This is a genomic window from Nocardioides sp. YJ-D4, from assembly GCF_054031495.1.
The window spans coordinates 1,036,929-1,060,441 of record NZ_CM132932.1 but is presented as its reverse complement, the minus strand read 5'-3'; the positions used below and the strand labels follow the sequence as shown (position 1 = coordinate 1,060,441).

Below are 23,513 nucleotides of genomic sequence, written 5' to 3'. Positions count from 1 at the left end.
TGCGGGCCGGTGGCGTCCGTGAAAGCATCGAGCGCCGTTTCGCGTACCTCCGCGACTCGGACCCAGCAATGGAAGCAGCCGAACCCCCACACGAGGTGCACCCCACATGTCAGCCAAGCAGTGGCGGACAGATGTCCAAGGTCTCCGGGCCGTTGCCGTAGGCCTGGTCGTCGCTGCCCACGCGGGCATCCCGCACACCGAGGGCGGGTTCGTCGGCGTCGACGTCTTCTTCGTCCTCTCCGGCTTCCTGATCACCACCCTGTTGCTGCGCGAGGCTGACACATCGGGAACGGTCAGCATCCCGCAGTTCTACGCGCGCCGCGCCCGCCGGATCCTGCCGGCAGCCACTCTCGTGATCCTGGTCGTCCTGGCGTACGCCGCCTGGCAGCTGCCCACCACGAGGCTCACCGACGCGGCCACTGACGGCACCTGGGCGGCGTTCTTCCTGGCCAACGTGCACTTCGCGGCCGAGGGGGTGCAGTACTTCCAGCCCAGCGAGCCCTCGCCCTTCCAGCACTACTGGTCGCTCTCGGTGGAGGAGCAGTTCTACCTCGTCTGGCCGGTGCTGGCGCTCCTGCTCATCCCGCGGCTCGGACGCAAGGGCTTCACCGTCGTCGCCGCGGTGATCGCGGTCGCGAGCCTGGCCTGGTCGATCTACGCCACCGGCGAGAACCCGACCGCCGCCTACTTCTCCACCCCGGCGCGCGCCTACGAGCTCGCCGCCGGCGCGCTGCTGGCCTGCTGGGGCGGCCGGCTCAAGGGCGCCGCGAGCATCGCCGCCGGCCTCGGCGGAGCCGCGGCGATCCTGGTCGCCACCGTCGTGTTCAGCGAGGCCACCCCGTTCCCCGGCTGGCAGGCGCTGGTGCCCACCCTCGGCACGGTCGCGCTGCTCGCCTCCGGCGCCAACGCCCCGACCGCGAAGCTGCTCGCGATCCGCCCGCTGCGGTATGTCGGCGACATCTCCTACTCCCTCTACCTGTGGCACTGGCCGCTGATCGTTCTCGCGCCGGAATTCCTCCACCTCGGCAATGCCGCGCTCGAGATGACGGTCGCGGTCGCTGCGGCGCTGCTCCTCTCCGCCCTGAGCCACCGCTTCATCGAGCTCCCGTTCCAGCGCAAGCAGGTGCCCATGTTGTCCCACGGGCTGCGCTCGTTGGCCCTGTGGCCGGCGGCGCTCGTGCTGGCGGTCGGCAGCGGCTGGCTGACGACCGGCTATGCCGCGTACGCCGAGAAGGAGCGGGCCGACGAGGCGCAGGCGTGGTTCGCGGCCAACGAGGTCCCCGACACCGCTGCCGAGACCGGCGGCCCGCCGCAGGTGCAGCGCGAGCTCCGCGCCGCCCTCGACATCGCCGACCGCGGTGGCCCGATCCCGCCGGCCGTGCTCGGCGAGGAGATCACCGAGGACCGGTGGCAGAAGTCGTACGGCGACTGCTACGCCAACTACGGAGACACCCGCGGCGCCGACTGCACCCTCGGCGACACCGACGCGAAGAAGACCGTCGCCGTCGTCGGCGACTCCCACGCCGGCATGTGGCTGTCCGCCTTCGACGACCTCGGCAAGGAGAACGGCTTCCGGGTCGTGCCGGTCGTGAAGGTCGGCTGCGCCCCCTATCCGGTCCAGCACCGCGGCAAGAAGATGACCCAGGCCGAGTGCGACGACTTCCGCGACTGGTCCGCGGACCGCCTCGAGCGCCTCGACCCCGACACGATCGTCTCGACGGCTCGCGGTCAGCTCTTCATGCCGAAGACGTACGACGGGATGGACCGTGACGAGCAGTGGTCGCGCGCGGTGCGCAGCACCGTGAAGGCCTATCGGGAGATCTCCCGCAAGGTGGTCGTCCTCGGCGACGTGCCCAAGGTCGACCAGAACCCCGCCGACTGCATCAGCGCCCCCGAGGCCGACCAGAGCTCCTGCCTCAGCGACCCGGACTCGCGGGAGACCAGCAGCAACGAGCTCACCGAGGCGGCCCTGAAGGGCACCAAGGCCGCGTACGTCGACACCCAGCGATTCGTGTGCGCTGATGACCGTTGCCCGCTGGTGGTGGGGGAGAAGGTCACCTACTACGACGACTCGCACCTGACCGAGTCCTGGGTCCGCCACGTCACGCCGCGGCTCGGCGTCATCCTGGCGCCGCTGATCTAGCTGGCCCTGGTCTGACGGGGATTTAACTGGGACGCCCGTTTTGGGATTTGCCTTTACGTGCATCTTTGTGGCTTAATTGTGACCAGACGTTGCAAAACGTTTCATGCACAGCCCTGGACCCGTGGGGGAGTCCGGGGCTGCTGCTATTTCACCGGCGTTTTTCCGGTCCGCAGCGGCCGCCGCTTGGCGCCTTCTCAGCCTCTGCTGGGAAGATGGGTGGGTGAATGAGCAGCGACCACGCGACGTGGTGATCCTCGGCTCGACCGGGTCCATCGGCACCCAGGCCCTCGACCTGGTGCGGGACAACCCGGACCGGTTCCGGGTCGTGGCGTTGACCGCGGGCGGGGCCAACAAGGAGCTGTTCGAGGCGCAGGTGGCCGAGTTCGCGCCCAAGGTCTCCGGGCTGGGGGAGGATGCCTCGGTCGAGGCCGCCGCCCTGCCCGCCGACGTGGTGCTCAACGGGATCACCGGCGCCGTCGGCCTGCGCCCGACGCTGGCCGCGCTGGAGGCGGGCAACACGCTCGCCCTGGCCAACAAGGAGTCGCTGATCATCGGCGGTCCGCTGGTCAAGCGGGTCGCTGGGGAGGGGCAGATCGTCCCGGTCGACTCCGAGCACTCCGCGATCGCCCAGTCGCTGCGCGCCGGCCGCGCCGAGGAGGTGCGCAAGCTGGTGCTGACCGCGTCCGGCGGCCCGTTCCGCGGCCGTTCCCGCGACGAGCTCGCCCAGGTCACCCCGGCGCAGGCGCTCAAGCACCCCAACTTCGCGATGGGGCGGGTGATCACGACCAACTCCGCCACCCTGGTCAACAAGGGTCTGGAGGTCATCGAGGCCCATCTGCTCTTCGACGTGCCCTTCGACCGGATCGAGGTCGTCGTCCACCCGCAGCAGTACATCCACTCGATGGTCGAGTTCACCGACGGCGCGGTGGTCGCCCAGCTCGGGCTGCCGACGATGTTGGTGCCGATCTCGATGGGGATGGCATGGCCCGATCGGGTGCCGGACGCCGAGACGCCGATCGACTGGACCAAGGCCGCCGACTGGCGCTTCGAGCCGCTCGACGGCTCCGCCTTTCCTGCCGTACGCCTCGCCCGCGAGGCCGGCACCCGCGGCGGCACCCACCCCGCGGTCTACAACGCCGCCAACGAGGTCTGCGTGGATGCCTTCCACGAGGGCCGGATCCCGTTCACCGGCATCGTGGACACGATTGCGGAGGTGATGGCGAGGCATCACGGCGTACGCTCTGAAAGCACCCTCACCATCGAGGACGTGCTCGCCGCCGACGCCTGGGCGCGCGAGGAGACCACTCGGATCCTGGAGACCCGTCCATGAGCTACTTGCTCTACACGCTGGCCGTGATCGGCTTCATTCTCGCGATCCTGGTCTCGATCGGGCTCCACGAGCTCGGCCACATGATCCCGGCGAAGGCGTTCGGCGGGAAGGTGACCCAGTACTTCATCGGCTTCGGGCCGACGGTGTGGTCCAAGCAGGTCGGCGAGACGGAGTACGGCCTCAAGGCGATCCCGCTCGGTGGGTACGTCAAGATCGTCGGGATGCTGCCGCCCGGTGCCGACCAGCTGGGGGAGCGCACCGAGGACGGCGCGCTCAAGGTGCGCAAGTCCAACACCGGCATGTTCACCCAGCTGATCAGCGACGCGCGCTCGGCCGAGTGGGAGCTGATCCGTCCCGAGGACGAGCCGCGGCTGTTCTACAAGATGTCGTGGTGGAAGAAGGTCATCGTGATGGCCGGCGGGCCCACGGTGAACATCGCGATCGCGTTCTTCGTGCTCTGGGGCGTCTTCGGGATCTACGGGGTCCGCGAGAACGTCGTCGACAAGGGTCATCCGGTGGTCTCGAGCCTGCAGGAGTGCCTGCTGAGCTGGGAGGACCAGGGCCGCGAGTGCCGCGCCAGCGACAAGCCGACCCCGGCCGCCGACGCAGGTCTGAAGCCCGGCGACGAGCTGATCTCGTTCAACGGCACCGAGCTGACCTCGTGGGCGGTCGCCCAGGAGCTGATCCGCGACAACATGGACCGCGAGGCCACCATCGTCATCGAGCGCGACGGCGAACAGATGACGCTGCACACCCAGACCGTTGTGCAGGAGCGGGTCAAGGACCTCGACGACACCAGCGCCGACCCGGAGACCGCGAAGGTCGGCTTCTTCGGGATGTCGCCCGAGTCGCACGTGGTCACGACCAAGGAGGGGCCGGTCTACGCGCTCAAGGAGATGGGTGTGATGGCCGAGAACGCCGTCCACTCGCTGCTGAGGCTGCCGGTCAAGGTCTGGCACGTCGCGCTCGCGATCGTCGGTGTCGAGGAGCGCTCGGCCGACAGCCCGGTCAGCATCGTCGGCGGTGGCCGCATCGCCGGTGAGATCGCGGCCCACGAGGGCCTCGACGTCGGCGAGAAGGTCGCCAGCTTCGCGTTCCTGGTCGGTGGGTTCAACCTGTTCATCGGCATCTTCAACTTCGTCCCGCTGCTGCCCCTCGACGGCGGTCACATCGCGACGGCGCTGTGGGAGGGCATCCGTCGTGCCTTCGCCAAGGTCTTCCGGCGGCCCGAACCGGGACATGCCGACCCGGCGAAGCTGCTGCCGGTGGCGTACGTCGTGGCCTCGGCACTCCTGGTGATGGGTGTTGTCCTGATCGTCGCCGACCTCGTCGTCCCACTTCATCTCCAAGCCTGACCCGCCCGTAAGATTGGTAGACATGACGTCGATCCCCACGCCGACAGACATCGGTATGCCGGAGGCACCCGCCCCGGTGCTCGCTCCTCGCCGCAAGACCCGCCAGATCAAGGTCGGGTCGGTGGGCGTCGGCAGCGAGAGCCCCATCTCCGTGCAGTCGATGACGACCACGCTCACCTCCGACGTCAACTCCACGCTGCAGCAGATCGCCGAGCTCACCGCGTCGGGCTGCGACATCGTCCGGGTGGCCTGCCCGAGCCAGGACGACGCCGACGCGCTGCCCGCGATCGCGAAGAAGTCGCAGATCCCGGTCATCGCCGACATCCACTTCCAGCCGAAGTACGTCTTCGCCGCCATCGAGGCCGGCTGCGCCGCGGTCCGGGTCAACCCGGGCAACATCCGCAAGTTCGACGACCAGGTCAAGGAGATCGCCGCGGCCGCCAAGGACCACGGCACCTCGATCCGGATCGGCGTCAACGCGGGCTCGCTCGACAAGCGATTGCTGGAGAAGTACGGCAAGGCCACCCCCGAGGCGCTGGTCGAGTCGGCCATCTGGGAGGCCTCGCTCTTCGAGGAGCACGGCTTCCAGGACTTCAAGATCTCGGTCAAGCACAACGACCCGGTCGTGATGGTGCGGGCCTACGAGCTGCTCGCCGAGGCCGGTGACTGGCCGCTCCACCTCGGTGTCACCGAGGCCGGTCCGGCCTTCCAGGGCACGATCAAGTCCTCGGTCGCCTTCGGTCATCTGCTCAGCCAGGGCATCGGCGACACCATCCGCGTCTCGCTCTCCGCGCCGCCGGTCGAGGAGGTCAAGGTCGGCATCCAGATCCTGGAGTCGCTCAACCTCAAGCCGCGCCGCCTCGAGATCGTCTCCTGCCCGAGCTGTGGTCGTGCGCAGGTCGACGTCTACACGCTCGCCGAGCAGGTCACCGCGGGTCTCGACGGCCTCGAGGTCCCGCTGCGGGTCGCGGTCATGGGCTGCGTCGTCAACGGCCCCGGTGAGGCCCGCGAGGCCGACCTCGGCGTCGCCTCCGGCAACGGCAAGGGCCAGATCTTCGTCAAGGGCGAGGTCATCAAGACCGTCCCCGAGGCCGCCATCGTCGAGACCCTGATCGAGGAGGCGCTGAAGATCGCCGAGGGCATGGAGCCCGTCGAGGGCGCCGGCGCGCAGGTGTCCGTCAGCGGCTGAGGTGGCTGGATGTTCACCGAGGTAACTCGGTGAACGGTCGCTGCCTTCGTGGAACTCCACGAAGGCAGTGCGCACCCACCGAGTTACCTCGGTCAGCATCCCGCGGCGCAGACGCAAGAAGGCCCGGTCCGAACCGTCGGACCGGGCCTCTTCTTCTGCTTCGCGGCGTCCCCCTCGCGTACGTCGCGAAACGATGTCGGCGGTGTCACCAGTGCATCAGCCTGGAGACCACGCCGAGGAACCCGAGGTGGAGGAGCGCTCCGAGCGGGTCCGTGGTGATCAGATGGCCCCAGGCGAGTGCGGCCTGGCCCATCTGGTTTCCGAGGGCCGTGGCGAATCCGTCCAGTCCGCCGTGAGTCCACAGGTGGACGACGACGAACCGGATGCCCGGCACGACCAGGAACAGGACGAGTGCGGCCTTGACCGGCAGGATCCAGGACAGCGAGCCGCTGCCGGTGGAGGTCAGGTTGCCAGTGCGCACCCAGCGGGTGCCGCCGCTGCCGTTGAAGCGGACCTTGGTGCGGCCGGCGGCGGTGGCGACGACGACACCGCGCTTTCCGGAGCGGGTGCCGCCGCGGGCCCGGACGGTTTCGCCGGGGCGCATGAAGTTGCTGATCATGACAGCACTCCTTCCGTGAGAACGACGGACACGGACGAGGTGCCGGCGGCTGCCTGGCACGTGGGCGGCTCGGCGCTGAGCAGCTGGTTGAAGCCGAACACGACAAGAAGCGTGACGGCGAAGGTGGCGATGCTGAACTTGTGGTTCCTCATGGTCATCATCTCCTTCAGCGGTGGGGCCCGTAGGTGGGGCCGGCGCTGTCCCTGATGGGGACAACTCCACGGTGGCGGAGGCCACATCCGTCTCGCCAGAGGGCGGGTGGGAGTGGGGACGATGTGAAGACAGTCCCAGGTGAGTTGGGACGTTTCTGGGACAGAAGTGGGACGCCTGCGAGATACTCTCAACCGCGAACGCGGGCGAATCGGTGAGGGGAAATGACCGACGAATCTCTCTCACCAGAGCAGTTCAACGGTGAATTGCGCGCCTGGGTCCGGCAGGTGACCGGAAAAGCTGATGGTGGCGCCGGTGTGGCGATGGCCCGGAGCACCTTCTACCGGCGTACGTCCGGCTCGAAGCTGATGCCGCTCGACGAGCTCATCCGCGTGGTCGGCGGCGCGGTGCCCCGCACCCTCGACCCGGCCCATCGGGGCGAGTGGATCCGGAAGAACACCGGCATCTGGCAGGCGAAGTGGTGGAAGGCGTACGCCTGGCGCGGAGAGGACACCGTGGTGCCCGGGCCCGTGCTGGCCCCGGCCACACCGGCGGCCCCGGTTCCTCCCACCAGCTCCCGGCTGACCTTCCCGCGGGCACGGGTGGCGGCGCTGAGCGGACTGACGACGCAGCAGCCCACGATCCCGCTCATCGAGGCGCTGGGCCGCTGGCTGGGCAACACCGAGTCCAACCTCTTCTTCCTCACCGGCCCCTCCGGCTCGGGAAAGACGGTGGAGACCCGGGAGTGGACCGCCTCGCAGGAGCAGGTGCGCTACATCAGCCTGCGCGACGGCGCGGTCGACTACGGCGCCCTGGTCGACGAGGACCGCTCGCCGATCGTGATCGACGACTTCGACCTGATCTCCTCCAGCGCCGAGGAGCACGGTGTCACCCGCCCCGACCTGAGCGAGCTGCGCTCCGCCTTCGGCCGCGGCGGACGGTTCGTGGTGATCAGCAAGCGCAACCTGCAGACCGAGCGCGACGAGCTCGCCGAACAGCTGCGCAGCCCGGCGCGGCTGGAGGATCTCGGGGTCGAGTCGGCGATGGTCGTACGCGTCGAGCCGATCTCGCCGGTCGAGGTGCGCGCCCTCGGCGAGGAGCGCGGCGGTGACGACAGGCTGCGCAACCTGGCCGCGGAGATGGAGCGCGGCGGCGGGTTCTTCCCCGCGACCCCGATGGTCCTCAAGCAGCTCTACGCCTCCCTCGAGGAGGGCGCTCCGGCGCCCCGGACCCAGTGGGACGGCTACACCGTCCATCTCAAGCACGTCTGCGGGCAGCCGTGGGACCGGAAGAGCTCACGCATCCCCAGTCGGGTGCGGTTCCAGACCTACCGCGACATCGCCTGGGACCTGTTCACCGGGATGGACGAGCCGACCTCGCAGGAGCAGGACCTGATCCCGGTCCCGCGCGTCTCGGAGTGGCTCTTCGCCAACCTGCAGCGCGACCTCGACATCACCCGGCAGCGGGACTTCCTGACGTACGAATGGATCGCCGACCTGCTCGACCACTCCGAGGTCTTTGGCGTGACCGGGAGGACCAGGGACGGGGTGGAGTCGGCGGAGTTCGCCCACGAGACCTTCTACCAGTACTTCGTCGCCGAGGGCATCCGCGACCGGCTGCGCGACGGGCACGGGATGGCCCTGGACGGCGCCCGCTTCGCGGACATGCACATGGGGCCGCTGGTGATGACGTTCCTCAAGGCCGGGTTCCAGCCCGGTGACCTGGACGCGGTGGCCCGGCTGAGCGTACGCGAGAGCCTGTCCTGGATGGACCGGCTGATCTGCCTCTATCTGACCGAGGAGCGCGAGGACTACGGCGACCTCCTCGACCAGGCGCCCGAGCGCTACTGGGACGAGCTGGAGTTCGTGCTGGAGGCGTTCCGGTCGCTGTTCCTGCGGAAGGCGGCGATGTTCCAGCTGATCCTGCGCGGCCGGGTTCCGGTCGACGGCTACCTCGAGATCCTGAACCGTGAGGAGGACCCCGGCGCGGTCGCCCGCGAGCGCGACGTGCTCGGCTGGGGCACCGACATCACCGACGCCCTGGTCCATCGGCTGCATCATCCGACCCTCGCCCCGGCGATTCCGATTACCGCGTACCGGCTCGGGCAAATGGGTGATATCACTTGCGTGAGCCATCTCGAGGGTCTCACTGGTCTGCCGCCCGCCCATCAGGACGTGGTGAGGTCGGCGATCCACCGGATCAAGGAGCGCCATGAGCACAGCGTCTGAGTCAGGCACCCCGCCGCGAGCTCCCGTGCTCGTCCTCGGCGCGACCGGCGACCTCGGCAGCGCGGTCGCGCGCCGGCTCAGCGCGGAGGGCACCCCGGTGATCCTGCACGCCTACAGCCGCACCACCGAGCTGGCCTACCTCGCCGACGAGACCGGTGCGGTCGCGCGGGTGGAAGGTGACCTGACCACCGACGACGGCGTGGACGCCCTGGCCGAGACGCTCGCCGGGTTCGAGACGCTGTCGGGGCTCATCAACTGCTCCGGCATCAACCCCAGTCCCGACACGGTCGCCGAGATCGACCGGTCCGAGTGGCAGCTCACCCTCGACCTCAACCTGACCTCGGTGTGGCGCACGGCCTCGCTCGCGCTGCCGAAGCTTCGGGCGGCCAGGTCGGGGGCGGTCGTCCTGGTCAGCTCCGTCTTCGGGATCCGTACGCCGTCGCGACGGGCCGCCTACGGCGTGTCCAAGCACGCGCTGACCGGGCTCGCCCAGGCGATCGCGCAGGAGGAGGAGGGCATCGTCCGGGCCAACGTCGTCGCTCCCGGCCCGATGTGGAGCGAGTCGTCGCGGCAGGTCTTCGTCAAGCACGCCCGCAAGGAGGGGGTGACCGTGGACCAGTACATCGCCTACCGGGCTGCGCGCATCCCCGGACACCGGTTCGTCACCGCCGACGCCGTCGCGAAGGTCTGCGTCTTCCTCGCCTCCGACATGGCCGGCGCCATCAACGGACAGTGTGTCGTCGCAGACGGCGGCGAGTACTGACCGGCGGCGCGCAATCTGCAATTAACCCGAGATGCCACTGATGCGCCGCCGGGCTGTCTAGGCTTCGCCTAGCGCCTCCACACGTCTCTGTTTCCCTCTTCAGACTGGCGACAACGTTGACCAATTTCTGGCTTGCCATCGATCACGCGGACGATGCGCTGTTCCGCACCCCGGACTCCTCCGACATCCGGCCCGACATCCTCGATCTGGTGGCCGACACCCCCGGCTGGGGCATCGTCGTGCGTCCCACGCAGGGCCACGGCGACGTACGCCGCGAGCTCGCCTGCGCCGGGCTCCCGGACATCGAGACCGTCGATGAGCTCGTCGTCCCGCAGAGATCGACGGACGCGGTGAAGGTCGGGTTCGACGACCACCAGACCGAGTGCGCGCGGATGGCCCTCGACATCCTGGAACGTCTCCCCGGCTATGACCGGGTCTTCCTCGAGCCGTACTGCACGACGCCGGGCTGCCTCGAGGATCTGGCCACCCTCGCCACGCGGTCACAGTGTGGCGGCGTCGTGCTCAAGCTCAAGGTCAACGACGAGGGTCTGGAGAACATCGAGCGGGCCGACCTCGGAAGGGCTTCCTGGGTCGCGCGGTCCGACGGGATGGGCTGGGACGACTTCAGCGAGCGGCTGCCGCGGGTCAAGGCGCTCGGCGCCCGCGGCGTGATGGTGGGCCGGGCGGTCTGGGGAGACACCGGCGAGGCCGGCCAGGACGTACGTCTCAAGACCATCCGCGAGCGAATGCACACGATCGAACGCATCTTTGCCTGATCCGGTCCGCGAGCCGCAGGGCGACGTACAACCGGATTGGCCCTAGGCTCGGAGACATGCTGACGACGCGCCAGGGGATCCGCCCGCTGCACGCGGGTGATCTCAGCGCGTTCCTCGACCTGACCGCGCAGGATCCGGTGGTCAACGTGTTCGCGGAGTACCGGGCGCGCACCACCAACCTCGAGCCGCGCTGGCTCGGCGGTGAGATCTGGGGCCGATGGGACGGCGGCGACCTGGTCGCGGCCTGTCACGTCGGCGCCAACCTCGTCCCCATCCAGGCCACCGAGGAGGATGCGTACGCCTTCGGTGAGCGGGCCCGCAGCCGGGTCCGCACCGTCTCGACGATCGTCGGGCGGCAGGCCGCGGTGCGGGCGCTGTGGGGATCGATCGGCGAGTCCTGGGGCACGCCGCGTGACCAGCGCTGGGAGCAGCCGCATCTCGAGCAGCAGCTGCAGAGCCTGGTCGAGCCCGACCCGTTCGTACGCCGCACCGTCCGCGCGGACATGGACGCCCTCTATCCGGCGTGCGTGGCGATGTACACCGAGGAGGTCGGGATCTCGCCGGAGACCGGCGGCGGTCGCGACCTCTACCGTGCCCGGGTGCTGCAGCTGATCTCGCGCGGGTGGTCCTTCGCCCGGATCGAGGACGGCGAGGTCGTGTTCAAGGCGGAGGTCGCCTGCGCGACCCCCGAGGCCGCCCAGATCCAGGGTGTCTGGGTGCCCGAGCACCGCCGCGGCGAGGGCCTCGCTGCCCGCGGCATGGCCGCGGTCTGCGACATCGTCCGCAGCGAGATCGCCCCACGCGTCTCGCTCTACGTCAACGAGTGGAACGCCCCCGCGCGCCGCGCCTACGAGCGGGCCGGCTTCCTCGAGACGGCCCGCTTCTCCACCATCATGTTCTGACCCTCAGGAGTACGCCCGCCAGGCTCGCTCACAGTCAGTGGCCTCGCAGCGCACGAGCCATGGCGTGCCGCTGCTCGGGTGGGACCGCATCAGGATCCGGGTGTTGGTCTCCCAGGCGTACATCCACAGCCCATTGGGGTTGCGATAGGTGGTCAGCAACGTGCCGCGGAGGCTGCGGCGGCGGACCACGTCGGCGTGGTTCTCGTGCTCGATCGCGTTGGTCGCGAAACGGGCGCCGTCGGGTGAGAACGACGCGACCGCCTCCAAGCACCCGCGCCAGAGCGTCGTGGCGGGCGCGGTGACGGTCGAGACCACCGAGCAGGCGTCGAGGTTCGACGGGTCCTTCGTGTACGTCGCCAGCCGGTTGGACGCGAAGCTGCCCGCGTAGGCGCTCCTGGAGACGATCGTCCGGATGGTCCCGCTCTTCCAGTCCCACACCATCGTGCGCGGGGTACTGAAGCCACCCACGAGCACACGCGTGCCGCTCGCGTCGACCGGCTCGGGCCGGGTCGCGGCCCTGAACGTGCGGCCGGCGACCGTGGCCGCGGTCGTGGCGTCGCGCACGACGACGCGTACGCCACCGGTGCTCGGGTAGGACGTGTGCAGCAGATAGCGGCCGTCGGCCGAGAGCCGCGCCTTCGCCGAGTAGTGCAGGTTGGCGAGGGTCTTCTGCGAGACGTTGAGTTGGACGCGGACGATCCGGTCGATGTCCCGGTTGGTGACCCGCAGCACGAAGCCGTTCCCGGACCGACCCAGCAGCTTGAACTCGTCGAGGTCGTCGCCAACGAGAGCGACCGGCGTCTTCATGCCGGTGGTCGGATCGACCACCGACACCGACTCGGCCGAGGGACGATGCAGATACGGCACCGTCGGACTCTCGCCGACGGGCAGGGGAAGGGGACGTACGTCGACGGTCGGGGCCGCCGCAGAAGCCGGTGTCATCAGTGAGACCGGGAGCATGAGAGCAGCAAGGATGGCCAGGGCCAGTGCCAGTGGGCTGATAGTTCTCATACCCCTTCAGACGCTTGCTCTCGCACCCCGGTTGCAACACACCTTTTACCGGTTCGCGGCAGCGGTCCGGTCAGCCGTACGCTTGCCCGCATGATCGCCCGTATGTCGACCCTGTTCGTGCGGACCCTGCGTGAGGATCCCGCCGACGCCGAGGTCGCGAGCCACAAGCTGCTTGTCCGTGCCGGCTACATCCGCCGCGCCGCTCCGGGGATCTACTCGTGGCTGCCGTTGGGCCTGCGCGTGCTCGGCAAGGTCGAGGGGATCATCCGTGAGGAGATGGCCGCGATCGGTGCCCAGGAGGTGCACTTCCCGGCGCTGCTGCCGCGCGAGCCCTACGAGGCGACCGGCCGCTGGACGGAGTACGGCGACGGCATCTTCCGGCTCAAGGACCGCAAGGAGGCCGACTACCTGCTCGGTCCCACGCACGAGGAGATGTTCACGCTCCTGGTCAAGGACCTCTACGGCTCCTACAAGGACCTGCCGCTGGCCATCTACCAGATCCAGACGAAGTACCGCGACGAGGCGCGTCCCCGTGCGGGGCTGCTGCGCGGCCGCGAGTTCATCATGAAGGACTCCTACTCCTTCGACTACACCGACGAGGGGCTGGCTGCGGCCTACGACGCCCACCGCGCGGCGTACGTCAAGGTCTTCGACCGCCTCGGGTTCGAGTACGTCATCGTCAAGGCCACCTCCGGCGCGATGGGCGGCTCGGCCTCCGAGGAGTTCCTGGCCGTCTCCGAGGCCGGCGAGGACACCTTCGTACGCTCGCCCGGCGGCTACGCCGCCAACGTCGAGGCGGTCACGACGCTGGCCCCCGAGCCGCTCTCCTACGAGGGCGTGCCCGCGGCTCACGCCGAGGACACCCCCGACACCCCGACGATCCAGACGCTCGTCGACCACCTCAACGAGGCGTACCCGCGCGAGGACCGTCCCTGGGAGGCCGGCGACACGCTGAAGAACGTGCTGGTGACGCTGCGTCACCCCGACGGCACCGTCGAGCCGCTCGCCATCGGTCTGCCCGGTGACCGCGACGTCGACATCAAGCGCCTCGAGGGCCAGCTGGAGCCGATCGAGGTCGAGCCCATGGACGACGTCGAGCTGAAGAAGCACGCCTCGCTCGTGAAGGGCTACATCGGACCCGAGGCGCTCGGCGAGAAGTCCGAGTCCGGGATCCGCTACCTGGTCGACCCCCGCGTCGTCACCGGCACCCGCTGGGTCACCGGCGCCAACGTCGAGGGCAAGCACGTCATCGACCTGGTCGCCGGCCGCGACTTCACCCCCGACGGCACCATCGAGGCCGCCGAGGTCCGCGAGGGCGACCCGGCTCCCGACGGCTCCGGCCCGCTGACGCTGGCCCGTGGCATCGAGATGGGTCACGTCTTCCAGCTCGGCCGCAAGTACGCCGACGCGCTGGGGCTCCAGGTGCTCGACGAGAACGGCAAGCTCGTCACTGTCACCATGGGCTCCTACGGCATCGGCGTCACCCGCGCCGTGGCCGCCATCGCCGAGGGCACGCTCGACGACATCGGTCTCGCCTGGCCCCGCAACGTCGCTCCGTACGACATCCACCTGGTCGCGACCGGCAAGGACGCCGCCGTCTTCGAGGCTGCAGCGAAGCTGGCCGGTGAGCTCGAGGCCGCCGGCATCGACGTGCTCTACGACGACCGCCCCAAGGTCTCGCCCGGCGTGAAGTTCAAGGACGCCGAGCTCATCGGCGTCCCGACCATCGTCACCGTCGGCAAGGGCCTCGTCGAGGGCAAGGTCGAGGTCAAGGACCGCAAGAGCGGCGAGAAGACCGAGGTCGCTCTCACCGACGCCGTCGCCCACCTCACCGAGGTCGTCCGCGGCTGAACCACCCGCCGAATCTGTAGCTGTGGGCGACGAAACTCGAGTTTCGTCGCCCACAACTACATTCTCGGCCACCACAACTGCGGATTCGGGGTGCGCGGGTGAGGCAAGATCGATCCCATGACGGGGGACAGGATTCTTGACCGTACGCTCGCCTTGCGGGTGGCGAGTGCCGCGGAGGCGGCTGCGGGGATCGGGCCGGGGAAGACGGTGGCCTTCTCGGGATTCGCCGGAATCGGGCGACCGAAGGCCGTGCCCGAGGCACTGGGGCTGGTCCGGGAGTGGCCGGAGGGTGTCGACGTACGTCACTCGCGGGTCGCCCAGCACGCGGCCTCCGGGTTCTACGGCGCTCTCGACGTCGCGGTGGTCGAGGTGGCGGCGATCCTGCCCAACGGGCTGCTCGTCCCGGGGAGCAGCGTCGGCAACAACCAGACGTGGCTCGACGTCGCCGACGCCGTGATCCTCGAGGTCAACAGCTGGCATCCGCGCGGGCTCGAAGGCTTCCACGACATCCATCGCGGCTCCCAGCTGCCGCCGGCGCGGGCGCCGATCCAGCTGACGACGCCGATGCAGAGGATCGGCGACCCCTACCTGCTCGTCGACCCGGCCAAGGTCGTCGCCGTCGTCGAGACCGATCGCCCCGACCGGGGCTCACCGCCGCGCGTGATCGACGAGGAGAGCCGCGCGATAGCCGAGCTCGTCGTGGACTTCCTCCTCCATGAGGTACGCCATGGCCGCCTGCACCACAGCCTGCTCCCGCTCCACGCCGGTGCTGGGCCCGTCGCCGACGCGGTGCTCACCGGGCTCCAGGACGCCGAGCTCGAGCACCTGACGGCCTACACCGACACCGTCCGGGACGGTCTCCTCGACCTGCTCGACTCCGGGAAGCTGATCGGGGTCTCGGCCACGTCCTTCGGCCTCTCCGAGGCGGGAGCTCGCCGGTTCAACGACGACGTCCATCACTACAAGGGCCGAGTCCTGCTGCGCCCGCAGGAGACATCGAACCACCCCGAGGTCATCCGGCGGCTCGGCCTCGTCGCGATCGAGTCGATGGCCGAGTCCGACATCCACGGCAACGTGAACGCCCTCGGCGGCTCGGGTGACTTCGCGAGCAACGCCCACCTCAACATCTTCGCCGCCCCCTCCACCGCCGAGCGAGGCGCCGTCTCGCGCATCGTGCCGTTCGTCGGCCACGTCGACCACACCGCGCACGACGTGCAGGTCATCATCACCGAGCAGGGTGTGGCCGACTTGCGCGGCATCTCTCCCGCCGCCCGAGCGCGGCGGATCATCGATCACTGCGCCCATCCCGACTTCCGCGCGGAGCTCACCGATCTGGTCGACTCGGCGCAGCCGTCCCGCTGAAAAATCACTGTGAGTCGGCCGGTGTCGCACCGCTAGGGTCGTGGCCATGGCGATCGACGCGGTGATCTTCGACTGGGGCGGCACGCTGACGAAGTGGCACGACATCGACTTCCACGCGGAGTCGCTGGCGCTCGCGCAGGCGGTGAGCGGTGCCTGCGACGACGACCACCCGGTCAACGCGACCAGGCTCCACCAGGCGGGAGAGACGATCTGGGCCCGCAGCCGCGACCACCAGCAGAGCTCGACGATCGGCGACCTCTTCGACGAGGCCGGCCTCGAGCACGACCCGGACCTGCTCGACGCCTACTACGAGTTCTGGGAGCCGCACACCCTGACCGACCCCGAGGTCGGGCCGCTGTGGGAGGCGCTCCGCGCCGACGGCGTACGCGTCGGGGTGCTGTCCAACACGATCTGGCCGCGTGCGTGGCACCGCGGGTTCTTCGAGCGCGACGGGGTGCTCGATCTGCTCGACGGGGACGTCTACACCTCCGAGGTTCCCTGGACGAAGCCCGCCGAAGAGGCCTTCCACGCGGCGATGGAGGCCGTGAAGGTCTCGGATCCGTCTCGATGCGTCTACGTGGGCGACAGGCTCTTCGACGATGTGTACGGTGCTCAGAAGGCCGGTCTGCGGGCGATCCACATCCCGCACAGCAACATCCCGAGCAGCCAGGTGGGGCACAGCGAGGGCTCGCCGGACGCCGTCGCGCAACGACTGAGCGACATACACCAGATCGTTCGCTCCTGGGAATGAGGCCGGGAAAAGTTGCAAGTTCTTGCAATGCGCTTTTGCGGGTCTGGGCCATCCTGAGCGGGGATTGCATACTTCTGCAAGAGAGGTTCAGCCCCAGGCGACTTCTCAGGCCTCGTGTCCAGGCCAAAACCTGGCCCGCGAGCCGCCCGGTCTCGGGAGACATCTCGGGAGTCTCCCGCGCCGGACGGTTCGCGGGCCATCTCGGCTTTTGAGGATCAGGTCCCCGGAAACGCCCGCGGTTTCGCGCCCAGGTCGAGCTGGCGCGCGGCCGCCCGGCACAGCAGCTGGATGAGCAGCGTCCGGTCGGTGCCGGTCGCCTTCGGGGCCAATGAGAGATAGGTCGCGGTGGTGTCCTGCTCCAGCCGCAGCGCGGCGGCGCCGATGCCGGCCTCCGAGCCGATCCGGCCGGGCAGGTCGTAGACGGCGGAGGGCGCGACCGGCTCGATCCCGGCGGCCACCACGTGCGCGGCCAGCGCCTCCCGGGCGTTCACGTGGTCGTCGTACGCATCGGTGAGCGCTCGCGCCAGAGCGGGCGAGGACGTCGCCGAGGTGCGCCCGCCCAGGGCGCCCAGGACGTAGATCGCGGAGTGCTCGACCGCGAGCGCCGCCTGGATCGCTTCGGTCGAGGTCGATGTCGCCGTCGTCATGCCAGACCTCGTCCGTGCAGGAGCTGCTGCTGACCGGCAGCGGCTGAGGCGAGCAGTGTGATCAGCTGCGGGTCGGCCGCGCGTCCGGCCGCGGCGGTGAGTGTCGTGACCAGGGCGACCTGGCGCTCCTGCCAGCGCCCCTTGGCCGGCGCCGCGGTGACGCCCTTGGTCGGCGCCAGCGCCTCGATGTGCACCCGATGGAGCTGCACGAACTCGGACGGGGCGCCCTCGTCGGCGCCGAGGATCTTCGCGACCGTGGCGTCGATCACACTCTGGTCGGGGTTGGCGGGGGCCGGGGGAGTGCTCGGTGGAGGGGCTTTGACAGGATCCAGCATCTCCGAGGCCGAACACGCCGAGGCGGCCAGCGGGGCAACCACGGCGACACCCACAGCGGTGCGCCGCGAGAGCATCCGGAGGGCACGTGCGCTGGTCACGTGAGGAACCCTAACCACACCCGGCGGGAGTCGCGTCAGCGGCTTTCCAACACAGCCGCGCGCTGTTCGAGACGCCCGAGGCGTACAGGTATGGTGTGACCAGAAGTGCTGCGTGCTCGGAGGCGCATACAACAGGACCGGACAACAGGATGCAGGGGGAGATCGCGTTGAGTGCTGACCGGAAGGACGCGATCGCGAGTGCCATCGAAAAGGCCCTCGCAGACCCGCTTCAGGCCCTGGGCTTCGACATCGAGGCCGTGGAGATCACGCCGGCCGGCAAGCGCCGGATCCTGCGGATCGCCGTCGACAAGGACGGCGGGATCACCCATGAGGAGGTCACCGAGGCAACCCGTGAGGTCAACCGGGTCCTCGACGAGTCCGACGTCATGGGCGAGCAGCCCTACACGCTCGAGGTGACCTCTCCCGGGGTCGACCGGCCGCTGACCCTGCCGCGCCACTGGCGCCGCAACAAGGGTCGCCTGGTCAAGGTCACCACCGCCGACGGCTCCGCGTTCACCGGACGGGTCAAGGAGTCCGACGAGGAGCGCGCGAGCCTCGAGGTGAGCGGCAAGCGCCGTGACGTGGCGTACGCGGACGTGAAGAAGGCGCTTGTGCAGATCGAGTTCAAGCGGATCGACGAGGGGGAGTAGGCCATGGACATCGATATGAGCATCCTGCGGATGCTGGAGCGGGAGCGGGAGATCTCGCTCGATGTGCTCGTCGAGGCGATCGAGCAGGGACTGCTGACCGCCTACCACAAGACCACCGGCGCCCAGACGAAGGCGCGGGTCGACCTGGACCGCAAGACCGGGCACGTACGCGTGCTGGCCGCCGAGGTCGACGACGAGGGCAACGTCGTCGGGGAGTACGACGACACGCCCGAGGGCTTCGGCCGGATCGCCGCCACCACCGCCAAGCAGATCGTGCTGCAGCGGCTGCGCGACGCCGAGGACGACGTGAAGTTCGGCGAGTTCTCCGGCAAGGAGGGCGACATCCTCTCCGGCGTCATCCAGCAGGGCCGCAACCCCGACGACGTGCTCGTCGACCTGGGCCGGCTCGAGGGCGTCATCCCGCTCTCCGAGCGCGTGCCGGGCGAGGACTACAGCCACGGCACCCGGATCAAGGCTCTCGTGGTCAGCGTGCGCAAGGGCATGCGTGGCCCGCAGATCACCCTCTCCCGCTCCCACCCCAACCTGGTCAAGAAGCTCTTCTCCTTCGAGGTGCCCGAGATCGCCGACGGCACCGTGGAGATCTCCGCGATCGCCCGCGAGGCCGGCCACCGCACCAAGATCGCGGTCAAGTCGACCGTCCCCGGCGTCAACGCCAAGGGCGCCTGCATCGGCCCGATGGGCCAGCGGGTCCGCCAGGTCATGTCCGAGCTGCAGGGCGAGAAGATCGACATCGTCGACTGGTCCGAGGACCCGAAGGTGCTCGTCGCCTCCGCGCTCTCCCCGGCCCGGGTCTCCTCGGTGCAGATCATCGACGAGGCGACCAAGTCGGCCCGTGTCGTGGTGCCGGACTACCAGCTCTCCCTGGCCATCGGCAAGGAGGGGCAGAACGCCCGCCTGGCCGCCCGCCTGACCGGTTGGCGCATCGACATCCGCTCCGACGAGGAGACCCCGGTCGCCTGAGCATCGCGGGTCACTAACCTGTGCGGCATGGCGAGCGTGCGTGAGACCACTCTGACCGACTCCGAGGGCGTCCTGCTGGAACCGGACGGGGCCACCACCGGCGTACTCGTGCTCTCGGGGTCATCGGGACGGATCGAGACCGCCCGTTGCCGGATGCTCGCCTCGCACGGGGTGGCTGCGGCGTCGATCCGATACTTCGGTGGTCCCGGACAGCCGGGCGAGGCTCGGCTGATACCGCTGGAGACGTTCGACGGCGTCCTCGCCGACCTCCACGCCCGCTACCAGCGGCTGGTCGTGCTCGGGACGTCCTGGGGCGCCCAGGCCGCGCTCCTGCTGGGCACCCTGCACCCCGAGATCGACGCCGTGGTCGGGGTCTCCCCGACGTACGTCTCCTGGGCGGGGCTGAGTGATGAGCGACCGCAGCGGTCCTCGTGGACGCTGCGCGGTGAGCAGGTGCCGTTCGTGCCGTTCGACGACGAGGCGATCGAAGAGGCGGTGAAGGAGGCGGACGGGCAGCTTCCGTCGTACTGCGAGGCCTACCTCTCCGCCCTGGAGAAGTACGCCGACCGGGTGCCGGCCGCGACGATCCCGGTCGAGCGCATCGCCGGTGACGTCGTCCTGGTCGCCGGGGGCGGCGACGCGCTGTGGCCCTCCGTCCTCGCCGCCGAGGCGGTCCGGCGGAGGCGTACGGCCCACGACCTGGAGACGATCGTGGTGACCCATCCCGATGCCGGTCACCGGGTCGTGCTGCCCGGTGAGCCCGCGCTGCCGCTCAGCCAGCGGCTCGCGTGGGGTGGTTCGGAGGCGGCCGACCGCGAGCTCGGCCTGCGGGCCTGGCCGGAGATCGCCGCGATCTTGTGATCGCCGCCATCGGGTGAGGATGGGTCACGGAATAAGAACGACCTGTGCCCCGGTTTCGTCTACCGAACCCCGGAAGCGGTAGTGTTAAGGATCGGTGGCACGCCTCGAAGAAACTACGCAGAACGGACCTGTCCGTACGTGCGTTGGTTGCCGGAAGCGAGCCGCCAAGCGCGAGTTGTTGCGGGTGACCGCCGGCTCGGACCGCAACGGCCAGCCGGCCGTGGTGCCCGATCCGACAGCCACCGCACCCGGGCGTGGGGCGCATGTGCACCCCACGCGTGAGTGTTACGAACTCGCGGTGCGCCGGAAGGCGTTCACCCGGGCCCTGTTCCCAAAAGGTAAGGGGCCCACGGGCGGGCTTTCCAGCGCACCGGTGGAGGACTACCTCGACACGCGCCCGACATCCACGACCGTCGCCGACGGTCAACTGACCAGGAACTGGAGCAAAAGCTCATGAGCACTCGATGAGTACTTCGCGATGAGCGTGTTCTACAACCATTAGTGGTCACAGTTTCACCCGGATCTCGGGTCTGTGGCCAGAAGGAGAAACGTGGCTAAGACCCGAGTCCACGAACTCGCCAAAGAGTTCGGAGTCGAGAGCAAGTTCGTTCTCGAGAAGTTCAAGGAGATGGGTGAGTTCGTCAAGTCGGCGAGCTCGACCGTCGAGCTCCCCGCGGAGATGCGTTTCCGCAAGGAGATCGGCCCCGGCCTGAAGGCCGGCGGCAAGGGTGGTTCCGCGTCCTCGGACGAGAAGGCCGCCCCCAAGCCCGGCCCCAAGCCGGCCGCTCCGAGGCCCGCGGCCCCCAAGAAGGCTGCGGACACGGCGCCCGAGAAGCCTGCCGAGGCGCCTGCGGCGTCCAAGCCGGCTGCGCCCAAGCCCGGCCCGAAGCCCCCGGCCAAGAAGGCCGAGGCTCCGCCGGTCGCCCCTGCGGCGTCCGCTGCTCCGGCCGCTCCCAAGCCCAGCCCGAACGCGCCGACCGGCGACCGTCGCTCGGCCGCTCCCAAGCCGGGTGCGCCCCGGCCTGGTGCGCCGAAGCCCGGCGCTCGTCCGCAGACCCCTGCGGCTCGCGGTGGCGCGGGTGGCACCGGCGGCGCCGGTGCCGGTCGTCCCGGACCGCGTCCGGTCGGCAAGCCCGGCGCTCCGCGCCCGGGCAACAACCCGTTCTCCTCCAACCAGGGCATGGGACGTCCGCGTCCCGGCGGCCAGGGTGGAGGCCAGGGTCAAGGTGGCCAGGGCGGTGCCCCGGCCGGCGGCGACCAGCGTCCGCCGCGTCCTGCTGCTGCCCGTGAGGGTGGCCAGGCAGGTGGCCGTCCCGGCATGCCGCGTCCCAACCCGGCGATGATGCCGAAGTCCCCGGCCGCGTTCGGTGCCCGTCCTGGTGGCGGTCCCGGTGGCCGTGCCGGTGCTCCGGGTCGTCCCGGTGGCGGCGGTGGTCGTGCTGGTGCTCCGGGTCGTCCCGGTGGCGGCGGCGGTGCCGGTCGTCCCGGTGGCGGCGGCTTCGGCGGCGGTCCCGGTGGCGGTCGCCCCGGTGCCGGTCGTCCCGGTGGTCGCGGAACGACCCAGGGTGCCTTCGGTCGCCCGGGTGGTCCCTCGCGCCGTGGCCGGAAGTCGAAGCGGGCGCGTCGCCAGGAGTTCGAGGCCATGGAGGCCCCGACCATCGGCGGCATCCGCGTACGCAAGGGCAACGGCGAGACCGTGCGTCTCGCCCGTGGTGCCTCGCTGACCGACTTCGCCGAGAAGATCAACGTCGACCCGGCTCAGCTGGTGCAGATGCTGTTCGGCCTCGGTGAGATGGTCACCGCGACCGAGTCCGTCAACGACGAGACCCTCGAGCTGCTCGGTGAGGAGCTCAACTACATCGTCCAGGTCGTCTCCCCCGAGGACGAGGACCGCGAGCTGCTGGAGTCCTTCGACATCGAGCTCGGCGACGAGGGCGACGAGTCCGACTGGACGGTCCGACCGCCGGTCGTCACCGTCATGGGTCACGTCGACCACGGTAAGACCAAGCTGCTCGACGCCATCCGTGACGCCAACGTCATCGAGGGCGAGGCCGGTGGCATCACCCAGCACATCGGTGCCTACCAGGTCTCGACCGAGGTCGACGGCAACGAGCGCAAGATCACCTTCATCGACACCCCGGGTCACGAGGCGTTCACCGCCATGCGTGCCCGCGGTTCGCAGTCCTCGGACCTCGCGATCCTCGTGGTCGCGGCCGATGACGGTGTGATGCCGCAGACCATCGAGGCGCTCAACCACGCCAAGGCGGCCGGTGTCCCGATCGTGGTCGCGATCAACAAGATCGACAAGCCGGAGGCGGACCCGACCAAGGTCCGTGGCCAGCTGACCGAGTACGGCCTCATCCCCGAGGAGTACGGCGGCGACACGATGTTCGTCGAGATCTCGGCGAAGTCGCGGATCAACATCGAGGGCCTTCTCGAGGCCGTCGTGCTGACCGCCGACGCCTCGCTCGACCTGCAGGCCAACGCCAGCCAGGACGCGCAGGGCATCGTGATCGAGGCTCACCTCGACCGCGGTCGCGGCCCCGTCGCGACCATCCTGGTCCAGCGCGGCACGCTGCGCGTGGGTGAGTCCATCGTCGCCGGCCCGGCCCACGGCCGTGTCCGCGCGATGATCGACGAGTACGGCCACGAGATCACCGAGGCGACCCCGTCGCGTCCGGCGATGGTCCTGGGTCTCTCGGCGGTGCCGGGTGCCGGTCAGAGCTTCCTGGTCGTCGAGGACGACCGCATGGCTCGCCAGATCGCCGAGAAGCGCGAGGCACGCGAGCGTGCCGCGCAGCAGGCCAAGCGCCGCGTACGCCGCACGCTGGAGGACTTCATGGCCTCCATGGAGAAGGGCGAGAGCCAGGAGCTCAACCTCATCCTCAAGGGCGACGTGTCCGGTTCGGTCGAGGCGCTCGAGGACGCACTGGCCAAGATCGACGTGGGTGGCGACGAGGTCTCCATCCGGGTCATCGACCGCGGTGTCGGTGCGATCACCGAGACCAACGTCGACCTGGCTGCTGCCTCCGACGCGATCATCATCGGCTTCAACGTCCGCCCGCAGGGCAAGGCGACGGAGCTGGCCGATCGCGAGGGTGTCGAGATCCGCTACTACTCGGTCATCTACCAGGCGATCGAGGAGATCGAGGCGGCCCTCAAGGGCATGCTCAAGCCGGAGTACGAGGAGAAGGTCCTCGGCAAGGCGGAGATCCGTGCGATCTTCCGCTCGTCGAAGGCCGGAAACATCGCCGGTTGTATGGTCACCGAGGGCCTCATCCGCCGCAACGCCAAGGTTCGCGTCCTGCGCGACGGCGCCGTGGCGGCCGACAACCTCGACCTGGCCTCGCTGCGCCGCGAGAAGGACGACGCCTCCGAGGTCCGCGAGGGCTTTGAGTGCGGTCTGGTCCTGAAGAACTTCCAGGACATCAAGGAAGGCGACATCATCGAAGCCTTCGAGATGGTGGAGATTCCCCGAGGCTGAAGATGAGCCTCTGACGTTGGCCGGGT

21 protein-coding genes are annotated in these 23,513 nt (G+C 69.4%); 16 read left to right on the top strand and 5 right to left on the bottom strand.

Going from position 1 to position 23,513, the window contains the following annotated elements; translation table 11 throughout:
* Positions 1 to 106: 106 nt before the first annotated feature.
* From ACW14X_RS05115 to ispG, 4 genes are all read left to right on the top strand, one after another.
* Positions 107 to 2,143, top strand: coding sequence for an acyltransferase family protein (locus ACW14X_RS05115; RefSeq protein ID WP_457164920.1), 2,037 nt, complete (start codon positions 107 to 109; stop codon positions 2,141 to 2,143).
* Positions 2,144 to 2,363: 220 nt separating this feature from the next.
* Positions 2,364 to 3,473 carry a 1-deoxy-D-xylulose-5-phosphate reductoisomerase gene (gene dxr / locus ACW14X_RS05110; protein WP_457164919.1) on the top strand — a complete coding sequence of 370 codons (1,110 nt, stop codon included), beginning with the start codon at positions 2,364 to 2,366 and terminating at the stop codon, positions 3,471 to 3,473.
* Positions 3,470 to 4,828, top strand: coding sequence for a M50 family metallopeptidase (locus ACW14X_RS05105; RefSeq protein WP_350844147.1), 1,359 nt, complete (start codon positions 3,470 to 3,472; stop codon positions 4,826 to 4,828). Before dxr ends, ACW14X_RS05105 begins: the two co-directional genes overlap by 4 nt.
* A 22-nt stretch (positions 4,829 to 4,850) precedes the next feature.
* The gene (gene ispG / locus ACW14X_RS05100; protein ID WP_350844145.1) at positions 4,851 to 6,017 is read left to right on the top strand and encodes a flavodoxin-dependent (E)-4-hydroxy-3-methylbut-2-enyl-diphosphate synthase; all 1,167 of its coding nucleotides are present in this window, start codon (positions 4,851 to 4,853) and stop codon (positions 6,015 to 6,017) included.
* A gap of 205 nt (positions 6,018 to 6,222) precedes the next feature.
* Here ispG and ACW14X_RS05095 read toward each other — a convergent pair whose 3' ends face one another.
* Together ACW14X_RS05095 and ACW14X_RS05090 are read right to left on the bottom strand one after the other, a co-directional pair.
* The gene (locus ACW14X_RS05095) at positions 6,223 to 6,636 is read right to left on the bottom strand and encodes a hypothetical protein (protein ID WP_457164918.1); all 414 of its coding nucleotides are present in this window, start codon (positions 6,634 to 6,636) and stop codon (positions 6,223 to 6,225) included.
* Complete coding sequence (locus ACW14X_RS05090; protein ID WP_160024439.1) at positions 6,633 to 6,788, bottom strand: hypothetical protein; 156 nt, start codon at positions 6,786 to 6,788, stop codon at positions 6,633 to 6,635. The genes ACW14X_RS05095 and ACW14X_RS05090 overlap by 4 nt, the downstream gene beginning before the upstream one ends.
* Before the next feature lie 222 nt (positions 6,789 to 7,010).
* Here ACW14X_RS05090 and ACW14X_RS05085 point away from each other — a divergent pair, with 222 nt between their 5' ends.
* From ACW14X_RS05085 to ACW14X_RS05070, 4 genes are all read left to right on the top strand, one after another.
* A complete protein-coding gene (locus ACW14X_RS05085) occupies positions 7,011 to 9,014 on the top strand; it encodes a hypothetical protein (RefSeq protein WP_457164917.1) in 2,004 nt (667 codons plus the stop codon).
* Complete coding sequence (locus tag ACW14X_RS05080; RefSeq protein ID WP_160024437.1) at positions 8,998 to 9,777, top strand: SDR family oxidoreductase; 780 nt, start codon at positions 8,998 to 9,000, stop codon at positions 9,775 to 9,777. Before ACW14X_RS05085 ends, ACW14X_RS05080 begins: the two co-directional genes overlap by 17 nt.
* A gap of 116 nt (positions 9,778 to 9,893) precedes the next feature.
* Positions 9,894 to 10,553, top strand: a complete 660-nt coding sequence (locus tag ACW14X_RS05075) for a hypothetical protein (protein WP_457164916.1) — start codon at positions 9,894 to 9,896, stop codon at positions 10,551 to 10,553.
* Between the two features lie 56 nt (positions 10,554 to 10,609).
* Positions 10,610 to 11,455: a GNAT family N-acetyltransferase gene (locus ACW14X_RS05070; protein WP_160024435.1), complete on the top strand. Its 846-nt coding sequence runs from the start codon at positions 10,610 to 10,612 to the stop codon at positions 11,453 to 11,455.
* Between the two features lie 3 nt (positions 11,456 to 11,458).
* Here the strand turns inward: ACW14X_RS05070 and ACW14X_RS05065 are convergent, their stop codons facing one another.
* Positions 11,459 to 12,397 carry a hypothetical protein gene (locus ACW14X_RS05065; RefSeq protein WP_457164915.1) on the bottom strand — a complete coding sequence of 313 codons (939 nt, stop codon included), beginning with the start codon at positions 12,395 to 12,397 and terminating at the stop codon, positions 11,459 to 11,461.
* A 159-nt stretch (positions 12,398 to 12,556) separates the two neighbouring features.
* Between ACW14X_RS05065 and ACW14X_RS05060 the strand changes: the two genes are divergently transcribed.
* The 3 genes from ACW14X_RS05060 (at position 12,557) to ACW14X_RS05050 (ending at position 16,430) form a co-directional block, all read left to right on the top strand.
* Positions 12,557 to 14,317 carry a proline--tRNA ligase gene (locus ACW14X_RS05060; RefSeq protein WP_457164914.1) on the top strand — a complete coding sequence of 587 codons (1,761 nt, stop codon included), beginning with the start codon at positions 12,557 to 12,559 and terminating at the stop codon, positions 14,315 to 14,317.
* A 117-nt stretch (positions 14,318 to 14,434) separates the two neighbouring features.
* A complete protein-coding gene (locus ACW14X_RS05055; protein WP_457164913.1) occupies positions 14,435 to 15,679 on the top strand; it encodes an acetyl-CoA hydrolase/transferase C-terminal domain-containing protein in 1,245 nt (414 codons plus the stop codon).
* Between the two features lie 46 nt (positions 15,680 to 15,725).
* A complete protein-coding gene (locus ACW14X_RS05050) occupies positions 15,726 to 16,430 on the top strand; it encodes an HAD family hydrolase (protein ID WP_400468003.1) in 705 nt (234 codons plus the stop codon).
* Between the two features lie 215 nt (positions 16,431 to 16,645).
* Here ACW14X_RS05050 and ACW14X_RS05045 read toward each other — a convergent pair whose 3' ends face one another.
* Together ACW14X_RS05045 and ACW14X_RS05040 are read right to left on the bottom strand one after the other, a co-directional pair.
* The gene (locus tag ACW14X_RS05045; RefSeq protein WP_160024430.1) at positions 16,646 to 17,077 is read right to left on the bottom strand and encodes a DUF4439 domain-containing protein; all 432 of its coding nucleotides are present in this window, start codon (positions 17,075 to 17,077) and stop codon (positions 16,646 to 16,648) included.
* A complete protein-coding gene (locus ACW14X_RS05040; RefSeq protein ID WP_160024429.1) occupies positions 17,074 to 17,511 on the bottom strand; it encodes a hypothetical protein in 438 nt (145 codons plus the stop codon). Before ACW14X_RS05040 ends, ACW14X_RS05045 begins: the two co-directional genes overlap by 4 nt.
* A gap of 167 nt (positions 17,512 to 17,678) precedes the next feature.
* Here ACW14X_RS05040 and rimP point away from each other — a divergent pair, with 167 nt between their 5' ends.
* From rimP to infB, 5 genes are all read left to right on the top strand, one after another.
* On the top strand, positions 17,679 to 18,161 hold the full coding sequence (gene rimP, locus ACW14X_RS05035) for a ribosome maturation factor RimP (protein ID WP_457164912.1): 483 nt from the start codon (positions 17,679 to 17,681) through the stop codon (positions 18,159 to 18,161).
* 3 nt (positions 18,162 to 18,164) lie between these two features.
* Positions 18,165 to 19,142 (top strand): transcription termination factor NusA, encoded by a 978-nt coding sequence (gene nusA, locus ACW14X_RS05030; protein WP_160024427.1) that lies wholly within the window; start codon positions 18,165 to 18,167, stop codon positions 19,140 to 19,142.
* 27 nt (positions 19,143 to 19,169) lie between these two features.
* Positions 19,170 to 20,003 carry an alpha/beta fold hydrolase gene (locus ACW14X_RS05025; protein WP_457164911.1) on the top strand — a complete coding sequence of 278 codons (834 nt, stop codon included), beginning with the start codon at positions 19,170 to 19,172 and terminating at the stop codon, positions 20,001 to 20,003.
* A gap of 94 nt (positions 20,004 to 20,097) precedes the next feature.
* A complete protein-coding gene (locus tag ACW14X_RS05020) occupies positions 20,098 to 20,460 on the top strand; it encodes a YlxR family protein (RefSeq protein ID WP_350844117.1) in 363 nt (120 codons plus the stop codon).
* Between the two features lie 93 nt (positions 20,461 to 20,553).
* Positions 20,554 to 23,487 (top strand): translation initiation factor IF-2, encoded by a 2,934-nt coding sequence (gene infB / locus ACW14X_RS05015; RefSeq protein ID WP_160024424.1) that lies wholly within the window; start codon positions 20,554 to 20,556, stop codon positions 23,485 to 23,487.
* Positions 23,488 to 23,513 lie beyond the last annotated feature (26 nt).